Consider the following 25383-nt stretch of genomic DNA (forward strand, 5'->3'; position numbering starts at 1 on the left):
CCCACATGAAATTACTGCATATCGATTCGAGCATTCTGGGTGACAACTCGGCTTCCCGTCAGTTGAGCGGTGAAGTCGTCAAAGCCTGGCAAGCCGCCGAGCCTGGCGTTGTGGTGACTTACCGCGACCTGGCCGCCGATGCCATCAGCCATTTTTCCGCCGCCACGCTGGTCGCCGCTGGCACCGCCGCTGAGCTGCGCAACGCCGCGCAACAGCATGAAGCCGATTTGGGTGCGCAGGCCCTGGCCGAATTCCTCGCCGCCGATGCCGTCGTGATTGCAGCGCCGATGTACAACTTCACTATCCCGACCCAACTCAAGGCCTGGATCGACCGCATCGCCGTAGCCGGCCAGACTTTCCGCTACACCGAAGCCGGCCCTGAAGGCCTGTGCGGCGGCAAGAAAGTGGTGATCGTTTCGACGGCTGGCGGTTTGCACGCTGGCCAACCGACCGGCACTGCTCATGAAGAGTACTTGAAGGTGATGTTCGGCTTCCTCGGTATCACCGACATCGAGTTCGTCCGCGCCCATGGCCTGGCCTACGGTGATGAAGTACGCAGCAAAGCCATGAGCGACGCTCAGGCGCAAATCAGCGAACAACTGTTCGCCGCCGCGTAAGGCTTGCGTAAAGTCGTAAACAGCTCGGGCAATACCCCTGAAACTCTGTATTCTGGTCATCGTGATGGCCAGGTACAGAGTTTTTTGTTTCTGGCGGCGATCAGTTTCTGGCCCAGGTTATGCAGTCGAGGGTTAATATCTGCGGTCAGGTAATAAGGTGGGGCATCCCATGGTGCGTCTTTGTGCAACATTACTGATTTGCCTGTTCGGCAGCCTGAATTCAGTGCACGCCGCGCCTGTGCTGTTTCCTCACTGGAGCGTCGGTTTCCATGAGATGACGTTCCTCGATCCGCTGGACTTGCAGCCGATGCGCGCCATCGCCTTTTATCCGTCCAGTGAGAGGGAACACTCCAGCAAGCTCGAGGGTTACACGGTCGAAGCCGGTGAAGACACCAAAGTCGCCATCGGACGCTTCCCGATGCTGATGCTGTCCCATGGCAACACTGGAACCCCGCTGGCCCTGCACGATCTGGCCACCTCGCTGGCACGCAAAGGGTTTGTGGTGGTGGCGGTGATCCATCCCGGCGACAACTCCAAAGACCACAGCCGCCTCGGCACCTTGAGCAATCTTTACGGGCGGCCGATCCAGATTTCCGAAGCCATTACCGCGACCTTGGGCGACCGTATGCTGGCGCCCTTCGTCAATGCCGATCAGGTCGGGGTGATCGGCTATTCGGCGGGCGGTGAGACCGCGTTGATCCTGTCCGGCGCCACGCCGGACCTGGACCGTCTGCGCCGTTATTGCCATGAGCGCCCGGACGATCATGATGCCTGCAACACGCAAGGTGAATTGATCGTCGACCGCGATGACTTGCAGCCTGTGCCAGACCCACGAGTGCATGCCTTGCTGTTGATGGCACCGCTGAGTCTGAAGTTCGGCCGCCAGACCCTGGCCGAGGTGCATGTGCCGGTGCTTCTATACAGCGGCGATGGCGACAAACTGGTGGCGTTCGACAAAAACGCCGCAGCGCTGGCGCGCAAACTGCCGACTGCACCGGATTTCAAATTGCTGGCCGGGGCAGGGCACTTCGTGTTCCTGGCACCGTGCAACGAAGAACAGATCGCCGCCATGCCGGCGCTGTGCACCGATGCCGACGGCGTCGACCGCAAGGATATTCACCGCAACCTGATCTCCGAAGCCGGACGTTTCTTCTCCCATGCCCTGGGTAAACCGAGTCGGGCCGGCATGCAAACTGCCGATCAATAAACTCTCACAAGAGATTTACAGCAGGCTTTAGACCATCGCCCGGTGTTTCAGTAACAGGGTCAAACCGAGCCCGGTCACGGACAACAACGCCGCACTGAAGAAAATCCACGCATACCCCAGGTTCAACGCCACCGCGCCCATCAACGGGCCGGCAATCGCCAGCGCCAGATCGAAAAACACCGCATAAGCACTCAAACCCGCGCCGCGACTGGAATTGGGCACCTGCTTGATCGCTTCCACGCCCAGCGCCGGATAGACCAGCGACAGGCCGAAGCCGGTCAGGCCTGCGCCAATCAAGGCGTAAACGGTCGAGGGCGCCAGCCACAACAGGACCAGTCCCACGGTTTCAATGCTCATGCAGGCAACGGCCGAGGTGAAACCGCCGAAACGGCTGATGCTGGAAATGAACAACAGCCGCGACAGAATAAAACACACCCCGAACACCGTCAGGCAGTAAGCCGCACCCGTCCAGCTACGACTGGCGTAATACAGGGTAATAAAAGTGGTGAGCGTGCCGTAGCCGATAGACGCCAGGCTCAGGCTCGCGCCGAAAGGGGCAATGCGCCCGAATACCGCCCAAAACGGCAGCCGCTCGCCGCGAATCACTGGCACCGAGGGTTTGTTGCGGATCAACAGCAGTGCCAACAGGGCCAGTAACGACAGCACGATCCCGAGGCTGGCGAAGCCCAATTCAGCGACCATCACCACGCCCAACGGTGCGCCAATGGCAATGGCGCCGTATGAGGCAATCCCGTTCCAGGAAATCGAACGTGCCGTGTGCTCGACACCGACCTGGCCCATGCACCAACTGATGGTGCCGACTCCGATCAACCCTTGGGCGATCCCCAGCAACAACCGGCCAGCGATCAGGATGATCAGGCTCAACAGCGGCAAACTTTGCAGCAGGGTCGACAGCAGCGTCAGCACGCCGCTCAACACAATCCCCGACAACCCGTAAACAATTGCCCGTTTGGTGCCGACGCTGTCCGACAAGCGCCCGGCCATCGGACGGCTGAGCAGGGTGGCCAGGTATTGCGAACCGATGGTCAGCCCCGCAACGATGGCGCTGAACCCCAACTGTTCATGCACATACCCCGGCAACACGGCAATCGGCAGGCCGATGCAGAGGAAGGCAATAAAGGTATAGAAAACGATGGAAACGATCTGCAGGGTGATCGCCATGGAGCTTTGCGGGGGCAGTTGCTGCACAGACATGAGAGCTCGATCGCGGGCGGCGGTAGGAGAACTGCATCATGGCGCGGGCGTGAAATAAAAGAAAGCAGGCTAACGATGTGGATGACAGATCGGCTGTAAGTGGATCAACCTGAAATGCAAAAAGCCCCGTCACCAGGCCGGGGCTTTCCATTTGCAGCCAGTAGCCGCCTTACATCAACACACCCTGACTACGCAGGTAGTCGTCATAGGTGCCGCTGAAGTCGATCACGCCATCGGCGCTCAACTCGATGATGCGGGTGGCCAGGGACGATACGAACTCACGGTCGTGGCTGACGAAAATCAGCGTGCCCGGGTAGTTCTCCAGCGCCAGGTTCAGCGCCTCGATGGATTCCATGTCCAAGTGGTTGGTCGGTTCGTCCATTACCAGCACGTTCGGCTTTTGCAGGATCAGCTTGCCGAACAGCATGCGACCTTGCTCACCACCGGAGATGACCTTGACCGACTTGAGGATCTCGTCGTTGGAGAACAGCATACGCCCGAGGGTGCCGCGAACCAGTTGCTCGCCGCCCTGGGTCCATTGGCCCATCCAGTCGAACAGGTTGCAGTCGTCTTCGAAGTCGTGCGCGTGGTCCTGGGCGTAGTAGCCCAGCTCGGCAGCGTCGGTCCATTTCACGGTGCCGGCGTCCGGGGTCAGTTCGTTGACCAGGGTGCGCAGCAGGGTGGTTTTACCGATACCGTTCGGGCCGATGATCGCCACGCGCTCGCCGGCTTCAACGGTGAAGCTGAAGTCCTTGAACAGGGTCTTGCCGTCGAAGCCTTTGGCCATGCGCTCGACGATGACCGCCTGACGGTGCAGCTTTTTGGTCTGCTCGAAACGAATGAACGGGCTGACACGGCTCGAAGGTTTGACTTCGGCCAGCTGGATCTTGTCGATCTGCTTGGCGCGGGAAGTTGCCTGCTTGGCTTTCGAGGCGTTGGCCGAGAAGCGACTGACGAACGATTGCAGTTCCGAGATCTGCGCTTTCTTCTTGGCGTTGTCCGACAGCAGTTGCTCGCGGGACTGGGTCGCCACGGTCATGTACTCGTCGTAGTTGCCTGGGAACAGGCGCAGCTCGCCGTAATCCAGGTCAGCCATGTGCGTGCACACGCTGTTCAGGAAGTGACGGTCGTGGGAGATGATGATCATCAGGCTGGAGCGCTGGGTCAGCACGTTTTCCAGCCAGCGGATGGTGTTGATGTCCAGGTGGTTGGTCGGTTCGTCGAGCAACAGCACTTCAGGATCGGAGAACAGCGCCTGCGCCAGCAACACGCGCAGTTTCCAGCCCGGCGACACTTCGCTCATCGGGCCGAAGTGCTGCTCGATGCCGATACCCAGGCCCAGCAACAGCTCGCCGGCACGGGACTCGGCGGTGTAGCCGTCCATTTCGGCGAATTCGGTTTCCAGCTCGGCCACGGCCATGCCGTCTTCTTCGGTCATTTCCGGCAGCGAGTAGATGCGATCGCGCTCGGCCTTGACCTTCCACAGCTCTTCATGACCCATGATCACGGTATCGATCACGGTGAATTCTTCGTAGGCGAACTGGTCTTGACGCAATTTACCCAGACGCACGTTCGGCTCAAGCATGACCTGGCCACCGGACGGCTCGAGATCGCCACCGAGGATTTTCATGAAAGTCGACTTGCCGCAACCGTTGGCGCCGATCAGGCCGTAGCGGTTGCCCGCGCCGAATTTGACCGAAACGTTTTCGAATAGCGGCTTGGCGCCGAACTGCATCGTGATGTTAGCTGTGGAGATCAATTACTTTACCTATCAATGGGTTGCGAGCTGCGCATTTTGGCGCTTGGGCCATACCTGGGGTGTTTTGGAGTTTCTCCATCTCTCCCCAGTCACCGCTAGACTTCAACCGGCGCGCATAAGTCGAGAGCAGCATCTGGACGCTTGTCCAAGCTGTTGGGCAATAAAGGCGGGATTCATGCCAGACATTCTGCATATTGTCGCATAAGTGTGACGGCAGTTGTACGGCGCGCGATAACGTGTCGCGAGCTTCTTCAGGTTGGCCCCGCTGCTTGGGTCTGCCAGAGGGGATGGTTCATCCTGGTGGGTGGCGAAACGCTGCGCAAATCCTTGATTACACGCCAATGTTATTTTTGTTCAGCGTTGTGTTAGGGACACTGGGCGCTGCTCTGGGTAAAGTCGGCAGCGCTTGCCCGGCCAGGTGTCTTTCAGAAGGATTGCTGAATGGCCAGCACTTGGTCAGGGTGGGCACCTATCCGGATTTATCTCTCCATGCCGCATGAGGCGGCAGTCTCTCTCCAGGGCATCGAGGCTTTGGTTGCTCTTGCCAGATGATTCGTTCTAAGCGACTAGAATATAAACGGCCTCTAGTCACGGATGAATCAAATGAAACTGATTTTGGTCGTGTTAATCATTGGTTTGTTGGCCTGGAAGCTATCCCCCGAGTTACAACCTTGGGTTGAAGCCAAGCTACCGCCCCCGAAAGTAACCCCTACAGTCGCGACTGCGCCGAAACCTGTTTCTGCGCCATTCAAATGTGACGGACGCCAATATTGCTCGCAGATGACCTCGTGTGCAGAGGCCAAAAAATTTCTGCAAAATTGTCCGGGAATGAAAATGGATGGCGACAACGATGGCGTGCCCTGTGAGTCGCAGTGGTGCCAATGACTTTTGCCGCGGGACAAGGGGAATAAACGGGCCTGACGGCTACAAAACTTGTAATAAGTTGTCCGTGATTGTTCCCGAAAAAATAGTCTCTACCGGCCCGATGAGAAAGACCGGGCCCACGCCATCCCATCGAACCGTTACGGTGCCGCCATCACATTCAACCTCAACGGAATGGTCTAATAAACCACGACGAATTCCGCTGACAGCGGCGCCACAAGAGCAAGAGCCTGAACCAAGCGGAATACCACCCCAGCGCTCCCAAATGCGCAACCGTATGTGTTGTCGGTTAATGATCTGGACGAAATGCACGTTCGTCCTGAGAGGAAACAGTGGGTCGGTTTCAATGGTCGGTCCGAGGGTCGCTATATCAATGGCTGTCAGATCATCCACAAAATAGGTGCAGTGAGGATTGCCCATGCTGCAAGCTGCCGGGCCACCAGCCAGTGGCAAAACAGCAGTGTCCAGTTCCTGAGCCAGGGGAATATCCGACCAGCCGAAAAGCGGCTCGCCCATGTTGACCGAAATTGCGCCGGCTGAAGTTCGTTCGCAAGTGAGTAGGCCACGGTTGGTTCGCAGCGCTATCGAAGTCATACTGGATTCGCGCATCAGCATGTCCGCGGCACCCCGCGTTGCGCTGCCACAAGCATCCAGCGTGGAGCCATCTGCATTCCAAAACATCAAGCGGGCATCGGCATCATCGCAATCAAGCACTGCTGCGAGTTGATTGAATCCGACGCCTCGGTTCCGATCACCCATTCGCCGAGCCAAACTACTTGTCACTGGATTGGCCGAGTTTCGCGAGTCCACAATGACGAAGTCATCGCCATTGGCGTGCATTTTATGAAAACTCAGCGGCATAAATAGATCCTGGGCGAACTGGCGTTTGAGAACGATCTAGCCCCAATCACATAACCTTTGCAAGCCGTGAGCGGGTAAAGAAAAACACCGGCCCTCGAAACCGATAACGATTGATCGACTCTTGAATTAGTATTCCATCCCCCACCCAAGGAACATGGAAGTGAGAAACAAATTCGCAGCAGGTATGTTCTGTTTCCTGACGATTGTGACGGCTCAATACGCTTACTCCAGCGCTACGGATGAGTCCGCCGAAAACGCCTCATTGCTCTGCAAAATCCTCGATGGCAATGATGCCTTGACCCAGGCCTCCGAATTCTCGGCCGAGGATCGTACGGTCAATATCTCGGTAGACCGTTCTCCAGAGGACGCCAAAAAGCTTTGCCCGGAAATCAGCGCCATCGTCGAGTATCACGAGATGACTTTTACGCAAGGCTGGACTGTGCAGATCACTTCTCCAGACAGTGGTTATGACGTTGTTGCTATCTGCCCACTGTAATGATGGTGGTTGTCCTGTACGCCAGTGATCAGGTGCAGTGGAATGTGCTGTTGCTCATCAATGCATGTGATTTCGAAACTGCCCACTATTTGAGGGGGGCGCTCACTCAGCCCGGTCGACTCTTCTTCCTTTGCCTTAGCCATTCTCGCGTGGTTCGCTGCGATTTCGTTGAGAGTTGACACGTTACATCTCCCGGTGACTGACCAAGCGTATCGCTGGAGTCCTTAAACGTTAATGTGAATGCCGCCGCGTCAGAATTACGTCGTTCTGGGGCCGCTATCGCCGGCATGTGCAAACCCTAAGCCAGACATTGACGCGTATTCCGCGCCACGCTTTCCATGCGACGAATGGTGTCGCGCGATGTTCAGATAGGTTCGATCAGTCCAGGGCCATCGTTGTGCACATTGCCCACGGCTTGATCAACCTTGAACCACTCGAATGTCTCGGCCGGCTCGCCCTGCGACAGTACTATCTGCTCGGCTCGCTCTTTCGGCGTGGCCGGGTCCAGCCATTCCCGGGCCAGTTCGGCATTCAGCGTCACCGGCTGGCGATCATGAACATCCACCATGCCGCCCTTGCTGTCGGCGGTGATGATCACGAAGCCGTCATGTTCGTCCGGCTGATGTTCGTACCTTGGGTATTGACCGATCGCCGCGCACAGGATCGGTGCGCGATCCTTGCGGCGGATGAGGTAGGGCTGCTTCTTCGGGCCGCCCTCGTAAACCCATTCAAACCAGTTATCGATGGCAACGATCGCCCGGTGCGGCCATATGGCTTTGAAGAATGGGCCGTGACTGACTTTCTCGACCCTGGCATTGATCGGCATAGGGTGTTCTTCGGACCAATGCGGCCGCCAGCCCCAGCGAACCCTGTCGGCGTGCAGCACGTCGCCTTCCTGGTGGAAGAGGGCGAGCTGAGTCGTCGGTGCGGCGTTGTAGAGCTCGAATGGCTGATCGCCGGCATTGTTGACCAAGGCGTTGGGCATGCTCAGCGCCTTGACGAAGTCGTGAATGCCTCGGTACTGCGAAAGTCGTCCGCACATGGCTGAGCCCTCATGCTTACATCTGAGCTTAGACGATCCTTTGAACTAATAGGGCGTTAAAGCCGCGTGGCATTTTGGCGGGCATCAGTAGACACATTTTCACAGTTGAAGGTTAACTATTGGTTACAAAGTATGGCTAAAATGACATCTTTCGCCCCCATGTCGATTGTCGGCATGGCTCAAGAACGCGCCATCGGGACGCACTTTGTTCATTTCAGACGTGTGACGATTTCCGTGAAACTCATTATTGCCGCTATCTATGTCATCTCCATCGCGTATGTCCACTTGCGCGGTAAGGTGCGCCACAAACCAGGCCGCCAACTAAGCGACCACTCGACGTTTCTGGCGCCGATCAATTGCTTCCTTTATATGTTCTCGAAAATCCCCAATCGGCCTTATCTCAATCCGGCGGACTTTCCTGACTTGAGCCCTTTGCAGGCTCATTGGGAAGAGATTCGCGCCGAAGGCCAGAACCTGCTCAAGGCCGGGGAGATCAAGCGCTCGAATCAGTACGACGACGTTGGTTTCAACTCGTTTTTCAAAAGTGGCTGGAAGCGTTTCTATCTCAAGTGGTATGGCGACAGTCACCCATCGGCCGCGAAGCTCTGCCCGCGTACTACTGAACTGGTGCAAAGCATTGGCTCGATCAAGGCAGCGATGTTTGCCGAACTGCCACCGGGTTCCAAACTGGTCCGCCACCGCGATCCGTATGCCGGCTCGTACCGTTATCACCTGGGGCTGGAAACGCCGAACGATGTCGGTTGCTACATCAACGTCGACGGTGAGAGCTACCATTGGCGTGACGGCGAAGCGGTGATGTTCGATGAAACGTTCATTCATTACGCTGAAAACAGCACCCAGCAGAACCGCATCATCCTGTTCTGCGACGTCGAACGGCCGATGAAGTATCGCTGGGCGGCGGCGTTCAACCGCTGGTTCAGCCGCACAGTGATGGCGGCGGCGGGGGCACCGAACGATGCGGGTGACAAGACCGGTGCTATCAACCGTTTGTTTGCCAAAATCTACACGGTTCGCCTGCGCGGCAAAGCACTCAAAAAGCGTAACCGCGCTCGCTATTACCTGGAGAAGTGGGCGATTTTTGGCGGGTTGCTGGCGATTTTTGTGCTGATCTGAGTTTTGCTTTGCGGCGCATTTAGTCATTGCGAGCAGGCCAGTATTTTCACCGCATAACGTATGGGCACTCCAATAATCGATCAGCCACGAGAATGCTTCGTGGCTTTTTTATCTGTGCTCGCTTTGGCTTTTTCTGCCGTTTTACCGGCACTCCTGGCACCGAGGCTGCGCTTGAGCAGTTCAGTCAGATCGATCACATCCGCGGTCCTGCGTTCGTCCTCGCCCGTAGCGGTTTCGACGATTTCGATCTTGCCTTCATTCGCCTTCTGCTCAACCAGCGCCATGATCTTGTCTTCAAAGCTGTCGCGGTACTCCTCGGGTGTCCAGTCGGCGCTCATATCCTCCACCAGCCGTTTGGCCATCTCCAGCTCGCCCTTGGCCAGGTCCGGCCTGGTCACTTCACTGCCCAACTCCAATTGATCCAGGCTGCGCACTTCGGCCGGCCAGCGCAGCATCACCAGAACCAGGGCCGATTCCAGCGGCATGACGGCCGCCAGGTGCTGGCGGGTATGCAACACCACACGGGCGAGGGCGACCTTGCCGGTTTTGCTGAGGGTTTCGCGTAACAGCGCATAGACCTTGCCACCGCGTTTGTCCGGCGCCAGGTAATAGGGGGTGTCGATGTTTTGCAGGGGGATCTGCTTGCTGTCGACAAAGGCAAAAATGTCGATGGTTTGGGTCGACAGTGGATGGGCCGAGCGAATGTCCTCTTCGCTGAGCACCACGTAACGACCCTTTTCGTACTCGACCCCTTTGACGATGTGCGCCTGGGTGACCTCCTTGCCAGTGACCTTATTGACGCGTTTATAGCCCACCGGCTCCATGCTGCGACTGTCGAGCCAGTTGAAATCGATCCCGTGGGAAGACGTCGCCGAGACCAGCGCCACGGGGATGTGCACCAGACCGAAACTGATTGCGCCTTTCCAGATTGCCCGTGCCATCGTCGTGTTCTCGTCAGCCCATTGATGTTCAGGTGACCTGTTGCCCGGGGGAAAGTTTCAGTCGGCTGCGACCCGCTTTTGCGGGCTGATCGACGGTGCAGTCAACTGGTGTTACATCTTCTGAAGGAGGTTTTAGTTAACAAATCCGAACCCCGGGCGTAGCGTGGCTCTATTCATCCATGAAGCGTTGCACGCGCTTTTAGAGAGGTTTCCATGAACCGATGTGTGTTCGGCGTCATCGCACTGGCATTGAGTGGCGTGCTAAGCAGCCTGGCCCTGGCCGATGCCGCCGCGCCGCCATCCTCGCCCTTGCTGCTGGCCCAGAACCTGCCGGGCAGCACCAATAACAATCCTTACAACAACCCGATCCGCCGGGCCAATCCCAACAGCATGCAAGGCACGCGACCCGGCATCTCGGTGATCCGCGGGCCGAGTACGGCGCCTGCGCCGCGACCACCGACCCTGGAGAACGGCGGTATCGGCAACCGTTATCCGCAGGATCGCCAGGCTCCTGCCAGCCCACCGACATTCATACCCAATCCACCTCATCGGGACGCAGACACCAGCAACCGTTGAACGGCAGGACAGAGGTCTTGCCAGCCATTTTGACCACAAAAGGAATCGTGCATGTTGCATAAGACCCTCCTGACTACACTATTTGCCGGCGTACTGATCATCAGTGCGCCCGTGTTTGCAGCGCCTGCCCAGGAATTGAAAAGTGAGGAGGGCACCCTTGAGGTCACGCCGATCGTTAAAGGTCTGGAGCATCCCTGGGCGCTGGCGTTCCTCCCCGGTCGCCAAGGGATGCTGGTGACCGAACGGCCGGGCAACCTGCGGGTGGTCAGTGTCGATGGCAAACTTTCGAGTCCGCTCAGCGGTGTGCCTCAGGTCTGGGCCAACGGGCAGGGCGGGTTGCTCGATGTGGTGTTGTCGCCCGACTTCAAGCAAGACCGCATGGTCTATCTGTCTTATGCCGAAGGTGGCGGTGAGGGCGGCAAGGCGGGTACGGCGGTCGGTCGCGGAAGGTTGTCGGAAGACCTGACGGCCCTCAAGGATTTCAATGTGATCTTCCGCCAGGAGCCCAAGCTTTCGGTTGGCAATCACTTCGGCTCCCGTCTGGTGTTCGACCGCGACGGTTATCTGTTCATCACCCTGGGCGAGAACAACGATCGACCCACGGCGCAGGACCTCGACAAGCTGCAAGGCAAGGTCGTGCGGATCTATCCGGACGGCAAGGTGCCGAAGGACAACCCCTTCGTCGGGCAAAAAGGCGTACGCCCGGAAATCTGGTCCTACGGCCATCGCAACCCGCAAGGCGCGGCGCTCAACCCCTGGAGCGGCACGCTCTGGGAAAATGAGCACGGCCCCCGGGGCGGTGACGAAGTCAACATCATCGAGCGTGGCAAGAACTATGGCTGGCCGATAGCAACCCACGGCATCAACTATTCCGGCCTGCCGATCCCGGAAGCCAAGGGCAAAATCGTCGAAGGCACCGTAGGTCCACAGCATGTCTGGGAAAAATCCCCCGGCCTCAGCGGCATGGCGTTCTACGATGGCGATCGCTTCAAGGCCTGGCAGCACAACGTGTTTATCGGCGCGCTGGTGGGCCAGGAGCTGATCCGCCTGCAGTTCGACGGCGACAAGGTTGTTCACGAAGAGCGGCTGTTGGGTGAGCTGAACAAACGGATTCGCGATGTGCGGCAGGGGCCGGATGGTTATCTGTATGTACTGACCGATGAAGACGATGGTGCGTTGTACAAGGTTGGGTTGAAGTAAACAGACTCGCACAACCTTTGTAGCTGCTGGCGTAGCCTGTGTTCGGCAGCTGCTACAGAACGTGTTTCTCCAGTCGCATCGCGTCGGCATGGTCCTGGTAATAGTCATGAATCAGCCCGAATCGCCGATAACCGTTGCGCTCGTACAGAGCGATTGCCATCGGGTTGTCGATGCGAACTTCAAGTCGCAGGCAGGCGCAATCGTGCTCAAGGGCGCAGGCTTCGGCGCGTTCGAGCAATTGCTTGCCCAGCCCACTGCCGCGAGCATCAACGGCGATCGCAATCGAGTACAGACGTGCCCGTGAAGTACCCCGGTGAAACAACACCAGCGCATACCCTACCAATCGCTCGCCACGTTGGGCCACCAGCAGTTGCCCGTGAGCCCGGCTGATCATCCATCGAAAACTGCGCCGGCTGAGCCGGTCGGTGGTGAAGCATTGCTGTTCGAGTGCCAGCAGCGCTGGAACGTCTTCAATGACCGCCAGGCGAAAAACAGGATTCATATGACCGCCGTAAAAGTTGTGTAACGAAACGGGACTTTCGAAAAAGTTCGTGCTTAATAGGAAAGGTCTTGTTCTCCAACGGATCAATCACTATGTCAGCGGTACAAGGTCATTGGCGCGAAGTATCCGAACAAACGTTGCCGACGGCAATAACTTCTGCAAACTATTTAAATGCCTCGATCAGAACTTCCAGTCCGTTGATGATAATCGTCGAACGCAAGGAAGACTGGGCCTCATACTTTCCCAGTGAAGACATCGTCACCGCCCAGGAATACCTCGAACAGACCCGTAACAACGAGCAGGGCAAACGGGTTCAGGTGATCAACCTGTGCCGCAGTTACAAGTACCTCGGGCACGGTTATTACTGCTCGCTGTTGGCCGAAGCGCGGGGGCACAAGGTGATTCCGTCGGTGCGGACCATCAGCGAGCTGACCCGAAAGTCCCTGTATGGCCTGGCCCTGGACGATCTGGATAAAACCCTGGAAAAAGCCTTAAGTCATCATGTCTACAGTGACACCGAAGGTTTCACCTTGACCCTGTACTTCGGCCAGACCTCCATCGAGCCATTACAGGAATTGGCTCGACAGTTATTCGAGGTTTTCCCTTGTCCGATATTGTTAGTTGAATTTCGCCGAACTAACGGTTGGCACATCGAAGGTGTAAAGTTTGGCACCTTGCATAAGTTGCGTGAAGATCAGGAAGACCAGTTTGCTAACGCGCTGGATAGTTTCAGTCGCAAGATCTGGCGTCTGCCGCGCTCCAGGCGATTGACCCGTTATGACTTGGCCATTCTGCACGATCCGCAAGAAACATTGCCGCCCTCCAACCCCAAGGCTCTGGACAACTTTGTCAGGGTCGGCAAGATGCTGGGCATCGACGTTGAGCTGATCGAACGCAAAGACTACGCCCGAATCGCCGAATACGACGGGCTGCTGATACGCGAGACGACAAGCGTCGACAACCACACCTATCGTTTCGCGAAAAAAGCCGAGAGTGAAGGCCTGGTGGTGATGGACGATCCGGCGTCGATCCTGCGCTGTACCAACAAGGTTTACCTGACTGACTTGCTCAAGAGCCATCAACTGGGCATGCCGGCCACTGAAATCCTCTACAAGGAGCGACCGGAAGACTTTGAGCGGGTAGGCGAGCGTCTGGGGTTTCCTTTGGTGTTGAAAATCCCCGACGGCTGTTTCTCAAGGGGCGTCATCAAGGTCGAAAGCCAGCAAGCCTTGCTCAAGGCCACCGCCGAACTGTTCGAGCACTCGGTGTTGCTGTTGGCTCAGGAATTCTTCTACACCGAGTACGACTGGCGCATTGGTGTGCTCAACCGCAAACCAATTTTTGCCTGCCAGTACTTTATGTCCAAGGGCCACTGGCAGATCTACAACCATAAGGCCAAAGGCCAGGACATCAACGGCGAATGCCGCACCCTGGCGGTTCACGAAGCGCCGCGCGCGGTGGTTGAACTGGCGGTGAAAACCGCGAATCTCATTGGCGACGGACTCTATGGCGTCGACCTCAAACAGTCCGGCGACAAAGTGGTGGTGATCGAAGTCAACGACAACCCGAACATCGACGCCGGCATCGAAGACGCGTACCTGCAGGACGATCTGTACACGTTGGTGCTGGAAGAGTTCGTCCGGCGGCTGGAGCTTAAACGCCGTGGTCAGGCTTGGTGAGTGGCCTCAACCTACAGAGCTTGTTGAAATTTGGCCATTGACTTGCCATCAGCGGCCGGCTAATTTCCAGCCATGACTTCCACCGTATTGCGCTGCCAGCCAAGCATTATTACCGCCATTCCTTATTTGGCGGGCTAGCTCACGACTGCAGCACCCAACCCGCCCTAGAGGCGGGTTTTTAGTTTCTGTCTCTTGGGCTCCGATCAAAGTCAGGAGACGACCATGAACAGCACCCCCGCCCAGCAGAGTTTGCTTGAGCATTACGTGAAAAAGATCCTCGCCGCGCCGGTCTACGAACTCGCCGTGCGCACGCCGCTGCAAGCGGCACCGGCCTTGTCCGAGGCGTTGGGCAATCAGATCCTGCTCAAGCGCGAAGACTTGCAACCGACTTTTTCCTTCAAGATCCGTGGTGCTTACAACAAGCTGGTGAACCTGAGCGATGAACAGAAGGCTCGGGGCGTGATCACCGCATCGGCAGGCAATCATGCCCAAGGCGTAGCGTTGGCGGCTCGCGAGTTGGGGATTGCCGCCACTATCGTCATGCCCTGCACAACGCCGGAATTAAAGGTGCTGGGTGTGCGCAGCCGGGGCGCCGATGCGGTGCTGCACGGCGAAAGTTTTCCGTTTGCCCTGGCCTATGCGCTGGACCTGGCACAGCAAACCGGCCGCACCTTTGTCTCGCCCTTCGACGACCCGGACGTGATCGCCGGGCAGGGCACCGTCGGCATGGAGATCCTTCGTCAGCACCAAGGGCCGCTGGATGTGATCTTTGTGCCGGTGGGCGGCGGTGGCTTGATCGCCGGTATCGCCGCGTACGTCAAATACCTGCGCCCGGAAGTGCGGATCATCGGTGTCGAATCGGAACATTCCGCCTGTTTGCAGGCGGCCTTACAGGCCGGCGAACGGGTTGTGCTGCCGACCGTTGGCACCTTCGCCGATGGTGTGGCCGTCGCTCAGATCGGCGCGCATGGTTTCGAGGTCTGCCGGTTCTGCGTCGATGAAGTGCTGACCGTCAGCAACGACGAACTCTGCGCCGCGATCAAGAATATTTACGACGATACCCGCTCGATCACCGAACCTTCCGGCGCCCTGGCCGTGGCGGGCATCAAGCAGTACGTGGCGAAAACCGGCACCCGAGGGCAGACCCTGGTGGCCATCGACTCCGGTGCGAATATCAACTTCGACAGCTTGCGTCATGTGGCCGAGCGCGCCGCATTGAGCGGCGCCCCGGCGTGAGGGATGGACCAGTTATTCCTGAACGGCGTTCTCGACGCGGCTCGACGCCGACCAGATCCGGTAGCGCACTTCGACATCACTGGGCACGTAGAGCACGATCGGCAGTTTGCTGTTGTAGCGCAGCTTGAAACCGTCACCGACCACCGGCACGAAGTCCTGTTTGTGCTTGCCGTCAGGACAGGCCATCAGGGTGCTCATCGGGCCGGTGACTTTTTCCAGCCGGTAAAACGGGTAGCCCCAGCCTTCGAGGTTCTTTTCCTCAAGCATGCCGCCTAGACGCTGACGGTTGCAGTCGACGGTCAGGGTCTTGCCGGCCAGAATTTCGACCTGGTAGGCGTCTTCCTGTTTTTGCGGGGCGAGATGAATGACCTGGCGGGTAAAGCCGCTCTCTGGTTTGGGATACGGCGCGACGTCTTCGAGTGTCGCGGCCTGGGCAACGGACGACAGAACGGTAACTATCAGCCCGACGGTCGTATTAAAGGGCAAAGCACCCATAATGCCTCCTTGCGTGTGCGTTGGGTCAGCGGATACTGAACAGATGGCCGCATTCTCACTGCCGTCCTCGGTCAATGCAAACCCGCCATCAGAGATGGGTTGCAAAATGCAGGTGTCGAAAACAGTCCTTTCTTGCATTTTGCATGACGTGATGTATTGCCTTCTTTGTTAAACCCTTGATTGGCCGACGAGCCGCAGGGCGAAATTCCGGGCATGTTTTATGCTGAAGCTGTCTTGAGCTGACCACGGTCCCGTTGAGTCAGCGCTGAAACAAAAAAACGGTCGGACGTTGGAACGATGAAGCCCGCAAGGAAGAAAAGAACGGGTGATCTGAGCTCCGACCGACAATTGATTTTCGATTGGCAATCTCACAATACCGAGAGGGTGGCCATGTTTCTTTCTGCCTTGGAACTACGCAATATCGTTGAAAGCAGTTTTCTTCCGAAACGCTGCCAATGCACGCTATCTCCGGATCTGTCGATGACCGTCAAGGTGTATTCGGACAACGAGACTGACCATCTCGACCTGTGCGTCACCGGCATAGACGCCCATCGCCTCAACGGATGTCGGGAGATTAATCATCTGATCGCCGAGTTACGCACCGACCTTGAGCACAAGACCCATAGCCATTTGCCCAGCACTAAGTCGAAAGCTCATTAGCCGACTGTTTCACCCAATTCGAGCGACACGCGCCGGGTCTGGATAAACCCCAGACCCAGTGCCAATTCCACCAGGATCGCCAGTAAGATACCCGGCCCGGCATGACCATTGAGCCATTCGCCGAAGCCCAGCGCTGCCAAGCCGAAACAGCCAACCATAAAGCCGCTGCATATCGCACTTCTCGCCGCCGAGGGCGGTGCCTGCCGCACGAGATAAAACATCACCCCAAGCGCACCGAACAGCACCGCACTGCGCCTGGCCACAAACCCCGCTGCGGGCGAATACTCGATACTCCAGATCGCCAGCAACCATTGCGGCATCAAACCCCACACCAGCGCCAGCAGAAAGCAAAGCGCGGCGGTGAACGTTGAAAGCGTGCGAAACGAGAACGGCATGGCGAATCCTTTCGGCGGTAGAGGGGGACGCCGAAGCATAGCCTCAGAATCCCCGCAGGCCTACCGCCAAGTGCCGAATCAGAATCGTCTGTCAGCTCTGATAACTGCACGCGTCAGAAAGTTTTCGATAGGTAATTTCCGCAGGCTTGCCCGAGGTGCTATCGATGTACTTCATGTCCGCCGTGACCACTTCGCAGTCCAGCGTCGACGGTTCGGTCATGGAAATGACCTTGCCCACATTCAGCGGCATGCCGTAGTGATAAGGCACGGCCTGAGAGGACGACGTGTCGTTGGCCTGAGCGAAACCGGCGAAAGCGGTGCAGGCGAGGGCGGTGGTCATCAGCAGTGTTCGCATGTTCATGATGGGTCTCCAGTGCAGAGGGGAAGCCAGTTCGATGCAAGAGCGTCGAACCTGCCGCACTGGGCGTCAGAGGGTGCTGAGGGAGTGCGGTCCAGTAAAGTTTTGGACCGCAGGATTAATCGAAGGTTAAGTAGCGGGCTAATGGTTGTTGCGAGCCGGTTGTATGGTTATCTATTCGAGGCGCACAACCTTGAATCCACGTCGATCTGGAGGCGTCTCTATACCAGCGGGTCCTTCCAACTGCCCCCTTCCAGCAACATAGTCATAGACCAGAAACTTCGCCGACACTTCATACCCGATATTAGGAATGACCAGTCGGATCTGCTCTCGTCCGAGGTACAGCCAACGTGGTAGCGCCTTCTCGGCAAAATCGATTCGCTCGACGGTGTGAGTGACAGGGTTCTTGCGTAAAACGACGCCTTTTAGATACGGCGAGCCGTATGCGAAGGCGAATATCAGGCTGGAAGAAACACACTTTGCCAGGAAGACTTCGCCGAAAAAGTCGAAATCCGGGATGTCGGTAAAGGCCGGTTGGATTTTGCTGTCGAGTTTCACAAACAGGCGGTGGCCTTGCGCATTCGTTTCCGCCAGCAAGGACACCTGAGTTCTATCGGCCAAAGGGCAGGTGAGGATTGTCTGGAGTGGTTGCGCGTAGGCCGGGGCGGCTAGCAGTGCCGCGATGATGTACTTCCATGGTGTTTGCATTCGGGGAAATCCCTTCGGTTGTCGGGTCCTACGTTACTGCCCGTGAGTCGTGATAAATCCTAAGAAAGCTTCGTCCCGTTCCTACAGGCTGGGGCGTGTTGTCGTCTTTCGCCGGCCGGCTGCCAGCGTTTACTGTTTGGCGTCGCTGCAAAATCAGCGAACAGGTTTGGTCACCTGTTAACGTCGCACATATTTGTGCCCTCATTCGCACTGCGGACTTCTACGTCTCGTATTGCGTTGTAATGGCGGCTGTGTGCGGGACGCCTTCGGGCGAGCCGATTTGGCGTTATCGGTTGACCAAGCCTGTGCACAGCCGCCACCCATCGTTTGGTCACGGTGCTGGCGATTACTAAATTAATGCCGAGTAATTACTATGCCAACGATAAACCCATTCCCCGAGCGCTACCGTTCAATTAAAAGTGGCCTTACCGACTCAAATCCCTTGGTGATCGACACTGAAGCCAATCCCCAAGACATCCTCGAATCTGCCCTACAGCGCATCCGAGCCTCCAGCCAGCTACTTGAAACACTCCACTGCCTATGCTTCAAGCACGGTGATGTTCAGGACATCCCGCACATTACCCATGCGCTTTATTTACTGACTCAGGATGGTTACGACCTGCTGCAGGTTGCGCAGCAGCGGATGATGGGGTGGAAAGCGCCGGTCTGACGCCACAGCATGACAAACAAGCCAGCCCCTTATGGTCGCTGGCTTGTTTGCGGGATACACCGAGTCATTGCCCCTCTGAAAACTAAGCCGTCCTCAGTTCACTGCTGCTTGCCTGAGGAATCATCGCGAGCTGGACCTCAACAGTGTTTTCTTTTTTCGCCATCCAGCGATCGACGTTGTTTTTATGTTCCGGCGCCTGAGTGGCAGAGCCGTAAATGTCTTCGGGCGTCAGTTTAAGGAAGCTCAAGGCGTGCAGCCGTTGCCGGGCGGTATTCAACCGACCTATTTCCGCTCTCAGTAGACTCGCTTCTCGCTGGTTTGCCTGACGATCGTATTGGAAGGAGTTGTTCAGTTCAGCTTCCTTCGTCTTCAAACGGTCCTGCATTTCTTGCAGTTGGTAGTAGACCTGATCGTACTCAGTCTTGGTCACCACCGTGGTTCCGCTTTCCTGGGTTTGCTGCCAGCGGCGCAATGTTGCCCAGGCGTACGGGATGTAGGAGGGCACCATGAAGTGATCGCTCATGTGGAACAGTTGCTTCACAAAAGCGGCACGGTCGGGCAAGTCGTCGAACTTTTTCAATGCTCTGGTGCAGGCGGCCTCTTCGATGGAGTCGCAACCTGGATCCCAGAGAACGGCGGATTGCTCACGTCCTTTAAAGTGGACGGGCATGAAGTGGTGCAAATTACCGTGGTGCTCATATGGCGAACCGCCGGTTCGCGACAGGCCTATGGCGAAAATAAGTGCGCCTAAAGGGGCGGTGACAAAACTGATGATTACACCGGGCACCCAGATACTTTTGCGAGTGTTCATCCATGGCGCGGGGACACTTGGGATCGGGTCGTTGTTGTTGACCATGCGGTGATGGGCCAACTCTGCCGCGCCGTTGACGAAGTCTGCGTCGCCGGCTCGTGGGGAGCCGTAGGTGTAGAGCAAGATGTCGTATGCGCTTGGACTACGTCGTAACGCTTCTGCGAGCAATGTTGCGATTGCCCCGCCCAGGCTATGCCCGCAAATGATTACCTTTTGTCCTGTATAAAATTGCTCGAGATAGACTTGAATGAATTTGCTCATCGCCTGATAGGCTTCGTAGAAACCTTTGTGCGCTTTCCCTACGCCATCCTCAAATGGAACTTGCTCTGCATCGGTATCCCGCAAGAAGTCCGCGCCCTCTAATGTCCCTCGGACCGAAATTAGGATGATTTCGTCATGGTGAGTTATGAACGCCTGAGTATTTGTACCACCCTTTATTTGGCCATCATCAAAGAAATGCCACTTTGCTGGGTGCTCTTGTTCTACGCCCAAGCCAGGTTTGTTTTGATCATAGAGTGTCGGGTCGAAAGGCAGAATCTCAAAACGCTTTGAGTACGGTACATCTTCATAAAGCGGGTAGTAAGGGGTGGTTTGGTCAGCATTAATTCTCCAATCTTCTCTGAAACTAGCCAGTCCATCTCCAAATAGGTTGCCGACGCTAGGGGTGAGAGGGAACTTGATAGTGTCAGTTGGCAGTTCAGCCGGTTCTTGACCAAAATTGGCGTAGCTTAAGCTTGCAAACAGAGAAAGTTGATATAAATTCAAGGCGCTGAATTTTTTGTCTTTTGAAAGCATGGGGCGGAATGCACGCAGTGGACGGACCTCAAGGACAGTGTGTTTATTAGGCGATAACACGACGCCAAATAGTTCCGATTCCTCGGGGCCGAAACTGAGGTCTCCCATGATTTTTAGTAAATTGTAGTTCGGTGGATATTTTTTTTTGGATTCAGGAGGAAGGTGAGCAGATTTTTTTACAAAATCTCGAACTTCAACCTGAAAGAACTGATCAGCTTTGGCTTTTGCAGGGTTGTTCTCAACGCGCAAACCATCTTTTCGAACAAAACGGGTTTGTTCTGCATTGACTTGGAGTTGGGTGATGGGTAATGGATATTTTTTTCGAACTGAGAGAGCTTTGTAGTATTCGTCCGATCCTGTATAGGGCGCATCCAGAGTCAGAACTACCGGTCCTTGATAATGATTGAAAACCTTGGCTGATCCATCACCGTCTAGTACTCCGGGGTACTTTTGATGCGCACTATCCTGCAATACATAAGCAAGACCAGCATACGGCTTGCCATTACCCGTCTCATCTACTATCTGGAAGCTGATCCAATCGCCTCTAAGTGGGCAAGCTTGTGACTTTCCACCCAATAATGGTTTGCATGATGCCTTCGGCTCCATAATAAATATCCTTATTCAGTACAGTTAGGATAAACAGTGCAATCACGTCCATCCGGCATCTTAAATGGTTTGAAATCAGTCGTATTGCCGCTACAGAACCCATACGGATCCTCGATATTTTTCCCTAAGCATCGTTTCCAGCCTTCGGGGAACTTTATCCACGTGTCACCCATATAGGGAAGCTCCTCTTGTGCCAGGGAAAATATTACGGTTAACGTTTTTCCAGAAAGCTGATCACGTTTCAGAACTGCGGATGTAATCGGGTCGGCGACTGCCTTGCAACTAAGTATCTTGCTAATATAGTTTTTTGGTCCAGTTGTTCGAAATAGCCACTGGCACTCTTTTTTAAGTGTTTTTGGAGATGTTGGTTGGATGTTGTTGCTTCCGTCTTCAAAAGAAATTCCAGTGTAGTCTCTTCCAATATTTAATCGGGCTGCGCCATATTTTCCGTCTACTTCATATCCGAAGCTTTTAAGTACTAAAGGGCACCCTCCTTCATTGCTGGTCAGCGGGACTTTGAAGTGTGCTGTTTGCGCATCGTTATTAAGCTCTTGCTCGAAAAATTTTTTGCCGGGGTAGTTTTTCCCATTGCGAGGCGGGACCGTGCAAGTCTCTCCCGTTCTAGGCGCATAAGACGCTTCGCCTTTAATACTGAAACCAGGTGGCAATTCGGTTACCAGCGTGAAGCTATCCTGTTGTGCAACGGAGCATCCTGTAGCCCCGAGCGTCCCCAAACCGATGGCCGCAGCTCGAACAAGTCTAGTGAAAAAGTCTCGAGAAAACATTTTATAGTCCTTGTTCAGTGCAGTTGGGATAGACGGTGCAATCACGCCCATCCGGCATTTTGAAGGGTTTGAAGTCTGTTTTATTGCCGTCACAAAATGCATAGGGGTCCTCGAGGCTATCGCCCATGCATCGTTTCCATCCTTCGGGGAATTTAATCCATGTGTCACCCATGTAGGGACGCTCTTCCTTCATAAGTGAAAACACTACTTTTACTGTCTTTCCTGCGAGCTGATCACGTTGCAGAGTGCCACCGATAACTGGACTGGTTGTCTGGCCTTCATTAGTCGCCGTTTTGCATTTAAGTATCTTCGTGATGTAGTTCTTTTTTCCGATAGTACGAAATAACCATTGGCACTGGTTCTGAAATACTATTGGTGATGTGAGCGATTGGCTGTTTGCGATTCCGTCCTGGAATGAAAGGCCTGCATAGTCTCTCCCGATATCTAGTCGCTTTGCGCCATATTTGCCTTGAACCTCGAAACTAAAGCTATCCAATACTAAAGGGCATCCTCCAGCCTTGCTGGTTAGGGGGACCTCAAACTTGGCAGTTTGCGCATCCTTGTTAAGCTCTTGCTCAAAGAATTTTAAGTCTGGATAGTTTCTTCCCTCGCGGGGTGGAACAGTGCATGTTTCTCCAGTGCGAGGGACATACGACGCTTCACCCCTCAAGCGGAATTCAGGCGGCAATTCCGTCACCAGCGTAAAGCTGTCCGCAGACCTAACCGAACAACCAGAAACCGCCATGACACCCGCAACAGCAAAAAACCAAAGCAAACGTCCCGAAAAGGTTGCGTCAGACACCTCCACCTCACCCACGCTCTGACTGACCCAGCTGCGCATCAAACACCCGCTGACACCGCGCAAAATGTTGCTCCGGCGTCTCACCCGGCAGCGGCTGCCAAGCAACATCGTCCGCGCATTGAGGATCAAGCCTCAGGCTGAGCATGAACTCGCGCTGTTCCGGCGTGTTCCATTGCCAGGCCTCAAGCAGGTCCATCTGTTCTTCCAGCCATTCGCGGACGTTGCGGGTTTCGGAGAGTTTGGCGGCGGCCTCGATGTGGTACACCAGCAACCAGCGCTTAAGGTTTTCGCGCAAGATACTGCGCGTACGTTCCGGCGAGTTTGGAATTCGCATCCACGGCGCCGGGTTTGGCACCGGGTACATGCCAGGCCTGGCGTTATCCGCGCTTTTCCACTGCTCCTCGTCCCAATACAGCACGCTGCTGATCGGGCCCAGCAGCAAGGGGCGTTCGGCCTCGCTCAGGTTGGCGAGGCAGCGAGCTATCACGCGGTTGTCCTGAAAACGGAACAACGAACGTTCGCCGTCTTCCTCAATCACCATTCGCGCTTGCCAGTGTTGGGTCAGGCCGTCGAGGTCGGCCTTGTCCATGCTGCCGATCCAGCCCCAGTTGCGCTGTGGGTCGTCCAGCAGTTGGCGAAAGGCATCGGTGCCGGGGTTGTGCAGTTCGGTCAGCCACGGGCTGATGGCGGCGAACTCGGCGTATTGGGTGCGTCGATAGAGTTGCACCGAGCGCTGCATCAGGCCTGCGCTGTAGAGCGAGGTGACGGGGTTCGGTTCGGCGAGGCTGTCGAGGGCCAGGATCAGGACGCGATTGAGTTTTGCTTGTTCGCCAAGCCAGTTGTTCAGTGCGTCGCTCATGCTGTTGCCCCCAAATCACATTTGCCTTCACGGCAGGCTTCGCAAATCGGGCAGCGGATGTCGCCGGCAGCTCGGGCGGCTTTGGCCATGGCCATTTGCACGGCGGCCGGGACGAGCAGGGCACCGGCCTTGTCTTTGGCGGCGGCCCAGGGGATGACGGGGTCGAGAATCTGAATACCCGAACCAGCGCCGGGAGCCCCCCCGGAATTCACTTTCACCTCAGCCCCACTAATCGTCACACCCCCCGCATCAATCTTCACAAAGCTGCCGCCAGCCTTGGCGGTCAGCTCCATGCCACCCTCGACCACCACCTTTTCCCCAGCGTGGTAGTGAATCTCCTGACCGGCCTCGACAAACTGCGCCGTGCCGACCTTCACATGCTGGGTCACGCCCACAGTGAGGTGATCATCCGCCCGCGCTTCAGTCTTGCGATCCAGATGGGTGAGGCGATGCTCTTCCACCTTGAACTCGCTGAACACATTGGCCTCGACCGTGTCGTGGCGTTCATTGCCGACGCGGATTTTCTGGTCGTGTTCGATGTTTTCATCCCAGTCGCGCTGGGCGTGCAGGTAGATCTGTTCCGCGCCTTTTTTGTCTTCGATGCGAAACTCGTTGTAGCCCTTGCCGCCCGGCGAGCTGAGGGTTTTGAAGGTGCTTCGGGTCTTGTTCGCCGGCAGGTCGTAGGGGACGACGTTTTTCTTGTGGTACAGGCAGCCGGTGATCAGCGGCTGGTCGGGGTCGCCTTCGAGGAAGGTGACGAGCACTTCCATGCCGACCCGCGGGATGGCGATGCCGCCGTAGGCGTTGCCGGCCCAGCCGCTGGCGACGCGTAGCCAGCAGCTGGTCTTGTCGTCGGACTGGCCGTCGCGGTCCCAGTGGAATTGCACCTTGACCCTGCCGTATTCATCGCAGTGGATTTCTTCCCCCGGCGGGCCGGTGACGATGGCGGTCTGGCTGCCCAGCACTTGCGGTTTCGGGTGTTCCAGGGCTGGGCGGTAATGGGCGTCCCACGGGGTGGCGAGGAAGCGGTTGCGGTAGCCCTGATGGAAATCGTCCTTGCTGTCGGTGACGTCGCTGGTGATGTTCTCGCCAAGCACTTGCGGCTGTTTGCCCTCGTGGACGATTTCCAGCAGCAGCCACAGGTCGTTCCATTCGGCGCGCGGGTGTTCGCTGAGGGCCAGGAAGTGGCCGCTGACCAGGGTCGGTTCGTCGCCTTTGCCTTCGGCCAGTTGGTAGTCGCTGCGATGGCGCTCGAGGGCACGGGTTGCCAGTTGCTTGCCGCGCGCGCGGTCGGTGAAACGGCCGGGGTAGTCGTAGTCTTCGAGGTCCGGGGCGAACGCGCTTTTGGCCGCGCTTTCCGGCAGCAGCCGGGGTTTTTCGAAGTCGTAGTCGCGGCGGCTGACGCGGGTAGTGCGGGTTTCCAGGCGCAGGTTGAAGCGCTTGATCACCGGTTTTTCGGCGGCCATGCCGGAGTCCTGCTGGTAGCTCACTGGCGCCAGCTTGCGGAACACCGTCTGGTCATCGCCGAACACCAGTTTGTGGCCGCTGGTCGAGTGCTGGAAGTGGAAATGGATGCCTTCCTCTTCGCACAGGCGCTGGATGAAATGCAGGTCGGATTCGTCGTACTGCACGCAGTACACGCGCTCCGGGTAGATCGCGCCGAGCTGGAAGCTGTAGGCGTCGGCCAGAATGCCGCGGGCTTCGAGGACCTGGGCGATGATCTTCGGTACGCTGAGTTGCTGGAAAATCTGTTGGTCGTGGTTGTGGCGCAGGTAGGCCAGTTGCGGCACCAGACTGATGCTGTAGCGGGTCAGGCTCTTGCCGGAATCGCCTTGCTCGATGCGGTACACCAGTCCGTGGATTTTGCCTTGGCCGGTGGCGCCGAAGGTCAGACAACCGGGCTTGTGCAGCAGCTCTTCGAGTTTCAGGTCGGGGCGGGTGCTGACCAGTTCGATGTCGAAACAGAACGGCTGGTTGAGGGCCTCGCGGCCGATGAAGCTGAGCACCTGAAGGTCGACGGAAACGCCTTCGAGGGTGAGGGAGATATGGATTGCGTTTGCGTCCAGCATGCCTTGAATTCCGTCCTTTGAAA

At 56.6% G+C, this 25383-nt stretch carries 25 protein-coding genes and 3 pseudogenes; 11 read left to right on the forward strand and 17 right to left on the reverse strand.

What is annotated here, in order from left to right:
* Positions 1–5 precede the first annotated feature (5 nt).
* Together F475_RS07810 and F475_RS07815 are read left to right on the forward strand one after the other, a co-directional pair.
* Positions 6–617 carry an FMN-dependent NADH-azoreductase gene (locus tag F475_RS07810; RefSeq protein ID WP_064618091.1) on the forward strand — a complete coding sequence of 204 codons (612 nt, stop codon included), beginning with the start codon at positions 6–8 and terminating at the stop codon, positions 615–617.
* A 169-nt stretch (positions 618–786) separates the two neighbouring features.
* Positions 787–1824: a dienelactone hydrolase gene (locus F475_RS07815; RefSeq protein ID WP_111453602.1), complete on the forward strand. Its 1038-nt coding sequence runs from the start codon at positions 787–789 to the stop codon at positions 1822–1824.
* Positions 1825–1851: 27 nt separating this feature from the next.
* Here F475_RS07815 and F475_RS07820 read toward each other — a convergent pair whose 3' ends face one another.
* The 3 genes and pseudogenes from F475_RS07820 to F475_RS30660 form a co-directional block, all read right to left on the reverse strand.
* Positions 1852–3039, reverse strand: coding sequence for an MFS transporter (locus F475_RS07820; RefSeq protein ID WP_111453603.1), 1188 nt, complete (start codon positions 3037–3039; stop codon positions 1852–1854).
* 169 nt (positions 3040–3208) lie between these two features.
* A complete protein-coding gene (locus F475_RS07825) occupies positions 3209–4798 on the reverse strand; it encodes an ABC-F family ATPase (protein ID WP_026286413.1) in 1590 nt (529 codons plus the stop codon).
* A pseudogene (locus tag F475_RS30660) lies at positions 4782–5053 on the reverse strand (hypothetical protein); the annotation flags it as partial. The pseudogene F475_RS30660 and the gene F475_RS07825, both read right to left, overlap by 17 nt.
* 348 nt (positions 5054–5401) lie before the next feature.
* Between F475_RS30660 and F475_RS07835 the strand changes: the two are divergent.
* Positions 5402–5683, forward strand: coding sequence for an excalibur calcium-binding domain-containing protein (locus F475_RS07835; RefSeq protein ID WP_081626508.1), 282 nt, complete (start codon positions 5402–5404; stop codon positions 5681–5683).
* A 39-nt stretch (positions 5684–5722) separates the two neighbouring features.
* Here the strand turns inward: F475_RS07835 and dapF are convergent, their stop codons facing one another.
* Positions 5723–6541 carry a diaminopimelate epimerase gene (gene dapF / locus F475_RS07840; RefSeq protein WP_111453604.1) on the reverse strand — a complete coding sequence of 273 codons (819 nt, stop codon included), beginning with the start codon at positions 6539–6541 and terminating at the stop codon, positions 5723–5725.
* Positions 6542–6695: 154 nt separating this feature from the next.
* On the opposite strand from dapF, the gene F475_RS07845 reads away from it, so the two are divergent.
* Entirely contained in the window at positions 6696–7037 is a 342-nt protein-coding gene (locus F475_RS07845) for a hypothetical protein (protein WP_018926064.1), read from the forward strand.
* Here the strand turns inward: F475_RS07845 and F475_RS30665 are convergent.
* Positions 7007–7219, reverse strand: a complete 213-nt coding sequence (locus tag F475_RS30665; protein WP_111453605.1) for a hypothetical protein — start codon at positions 7217–7219, stop codon at positions 7007–7009. The genes F475_RS07845 and F475_RS30665 overlap by 31 nt on opposite strands.
* A gap of 182 nt (positions 7220–7401) precedes the next feature.
* Positions 7402–8079, reverse strand: coding sequence for an SOS response-associated peptidase family protein (locus tag F475_RS07855; protein WP_028940522.1), 678 nt, complete (start codon positions 8077–8079; stop codon positions 7402–7404).
* Between the two features lie 234 nt (positions 8080–8313).
* Between F475_RS07855 and lpxO the strand changes: the two genes are divergently transcribed.
* Positions 8314–9213 (forward strand): lipid A hydroxylase LpxO, encoded by a 900-nt coding sequence (gene lpxO / locus F475_RS07860; RefSeq protein ID WP_111453647.1) that lies wholly within the window; start codon positions 8314–8316, stop codon positions 9211–9213.
* Between the two features lie 80 nt (positions 9214–9293).
* Here the strand turns inward: lpxO and F475_RS07865 are convergent, their stop codons facing one another.
* The gene (locus F475_RS07865) at positions 9294–10154 is read right to left on the reverse strand and encodes a Ku protein (RefSeq protein WP_111453606.1); all 861 of its coding nucleotides are present in this window, start codon (positions 10152–10154) and stop codon (positions 9294–9296) included.
* Positions 10155–10367: 213 nt separating this feature from the next.
* On the opposite strand from F475_RS07865, the gene F475_RS07870 reads away from it, so the two are divergent.
* Entirely contained in the window at positions 10368–10730 is a 363-nt protein-coding gene (locus F475_RS07870) for a hypothetical protein (protein ID WP_111453607.1), read from the forward strand.
* Between the two features lie 51 nt (positions 10731–10781).
* A complete protein-coding gene (locus tag F475_RS07875) occupies positions 10782–11930 on the forward strand; it encodes a PQQ-dependent sugar dehydrogenase (protein WP_111453608.1) in 1149 nt (382 codons plus the stop codon).
* A gap of 55 nt (positions 11931–11985) precedes the next feature.
* On the opposite strand, the pseudogene rimI reads toward F475_RS07875, so the two are convergent.
* A pseudogene (rimI, locus tag F475_RS07880) lies at positions 11986–12432 on the reverse strand (ribosomal protein S18-alanine N-acetyltransferase); the annotation flags it as partial.
* Positions 12433–12632: 200 nt separating this feature from the next.
* On the opposite strand from rimI, the gene F475_RS07885 reads away from it, so the two are divergent.
* Both F475_RS07885 and ilvA read left to right on the forward strand, forming a co-directional pair.
* Positions 12633–14111, forward strand: a complete 1479-nt coding sequence (locus F475_RS07885; protein ID WP_168206168.1) for a RimK family protein — start codon at positions 12633–12635, stop codon at positions 14109–14111.
* Positions 14112–14333: 222 nt separating this feature from the next.
* Positions 14334–15329: pseudogene (gene ilvA / locus F475_RS07890) on the forward strand (threonine ammonia-lyase, biosynthetic); the annotation flags it as partial.
* Positions 15330–15359: 30 nt separating this feature from the next.
* On the opposite strand, the gene eco reads toward ilvA, so the two are convergent.
* Positions 15360–15842, reverse strand: coding sequence for a serine protease inhibitor ecotin (gene eco, locus F475_RS07895; RefSeq protein WP_086944229.1), 483 nt, complete (start codon positions 15840–15842; stop codon positions 15360–15362).
* 390 nt (positions 15843–16232) lie between these two features.
* Here eco and F475_RS07900 point away from each other — a divergent pair, with 390 nt between their 5' ends.
* Positions 16233–16502 (forward strand): DUF1652 domain-containing protein, encoded by a 270-nt coding sequence (locus F475_RS07900; RefSeq protein ID WP_026286409.1) that lies wholly within the window; start codon positions 16233–16235, stop codon positions 16500–16502.
* On the opposite strand, the gene F475_RS07905 is transcribed toward F475_RS07900, so the two are convergent.
* From F475_RS07905 to F475_RS07915, 3 genes are all read right to left on the reverse strand, one after another.
* Positions 16499–16897, reverse strand: a complete 399-nt coding sequence (locus F475_RS07905) for a hypothetical protein (protein ID WP_018926052.1) — start codon at positions 16895–16897, stop codon at positions 16499–16501. The two genes, F475_RS07900 and F475_RS07905, sit on opposite strands and share 4 nt — an antisense overlap.
* Positions 16898–16988: 91 nt before the next feature.
* Entirely contained in the window at positions 16989–17258 is a 270-nt protein-coding gene (locus F475_RS07910; RefSeq protein ID WP_018926051.1) for a DUF2790 domain-containing protein, read from the reverse strand.
* A gap of 171 nt (positions 17259–17429) precedes the next feature.
* A complete protein-coding gene (locus F475_RS07915; RefSeq protein WP_111453611.1) occupies positions 17430–17963 on the reverse strand; it encodes a hypothetical protein in 534 nt (177 codons plus the stop codon).
* A gap of 373 nt (positions 17964–18336) precedes the next feature.
* On the opposite strand from F475_RS07915, the gene F475_RS07920 reads away from it, so the two are divergent.
* Positions 18337–18633, forward strand: a complete 297-nt coding sequence (locus F475_RS07920; RefSeq protein ID WP_111453612.1) for a hypothetical protein — start codon at positions 18337–18339, stop codon at positions 18631–18633.
* 82 nt (positions 18634–18715) lie between these two features.
* Here the strand turns inward: F475_RS07920 and F475_RS07925 are convergent, their stop codons facing one another.
* From F475_RS07925 to F475_RS07945, 5 genes are read right to left on the reverse strand one after another with little or no spacing between them, the layout of a single operon-like run.
* The gene (locus tag F475_RS07925; protein WP_177431094.1) at positions 18716–20845 is read right to left on the reverse strand and encodes a lipase family protein; all 2130 of its coding nucleotides are present in this window, start codon (positions 20843–20845) and stop codon (positions 18716–18718) included.
* Between the two features lie 11 nt (positions 20846–20856).
* Positions 20857–21630: a hypothetical protein gene (locus F475_RS07930; RefSeq protein WP_111453614.1), complete on the reverse strand. Its 774-nt coding sequence runs from the start codon at positions 21628–21630 to the stop codon at positions 20857–20859.
* A gap of 1 nt (position 21631) precedes the next feature.
* Positions 21632–22432 carry a hypothetical protein gene (locus F475_RS07935; RefSeq protein WP_111453648.1) on the reverse strand — a complete coding sequence of 267 codons (801 nt, stop codon included), beginning with the start codon at positions 22430–22432 and terminating at the stop codon, positions 21632–21634.
* A gap of 7 nt (positions 22433–22439) precedes the next feature.
* A complete protein-coding gene (locus F475_RS07940; RefSeq protein ID WP_111453615.1) occupies positions 22440–23291 on the reverse strand; it encodes a DUF4123 domain-containing protein in 852 nt (283 codons plus the stop codon).
* Entirely contained in the window at positions 23288–25360 is a 2073-nt protein-coding gene (locus F475_RS07945; RefSeq protein ID WP_111453616.1) for a type VI secretion system tip protein VgrG, read from the reverse strand. The genes F475_RS07940 and F475_RS07945 overlap by 4 nt, the downstream gene beginning before the upstream one ends.
* Between the last annotated feature and the right edge of the window lie 23 nt (positions 25361–25383).

The sequence above is a fragment of the Pseudomonas sp. URMO17WK12:I6 genome, from assembly GCF_003253625.1.
Taxonomy (GTDB): Bacteria; Pseudomonadota; Gammaproteobacteria; order Pseudomonadales; family Pseudomonadaceae; genus Aquipseudomonas.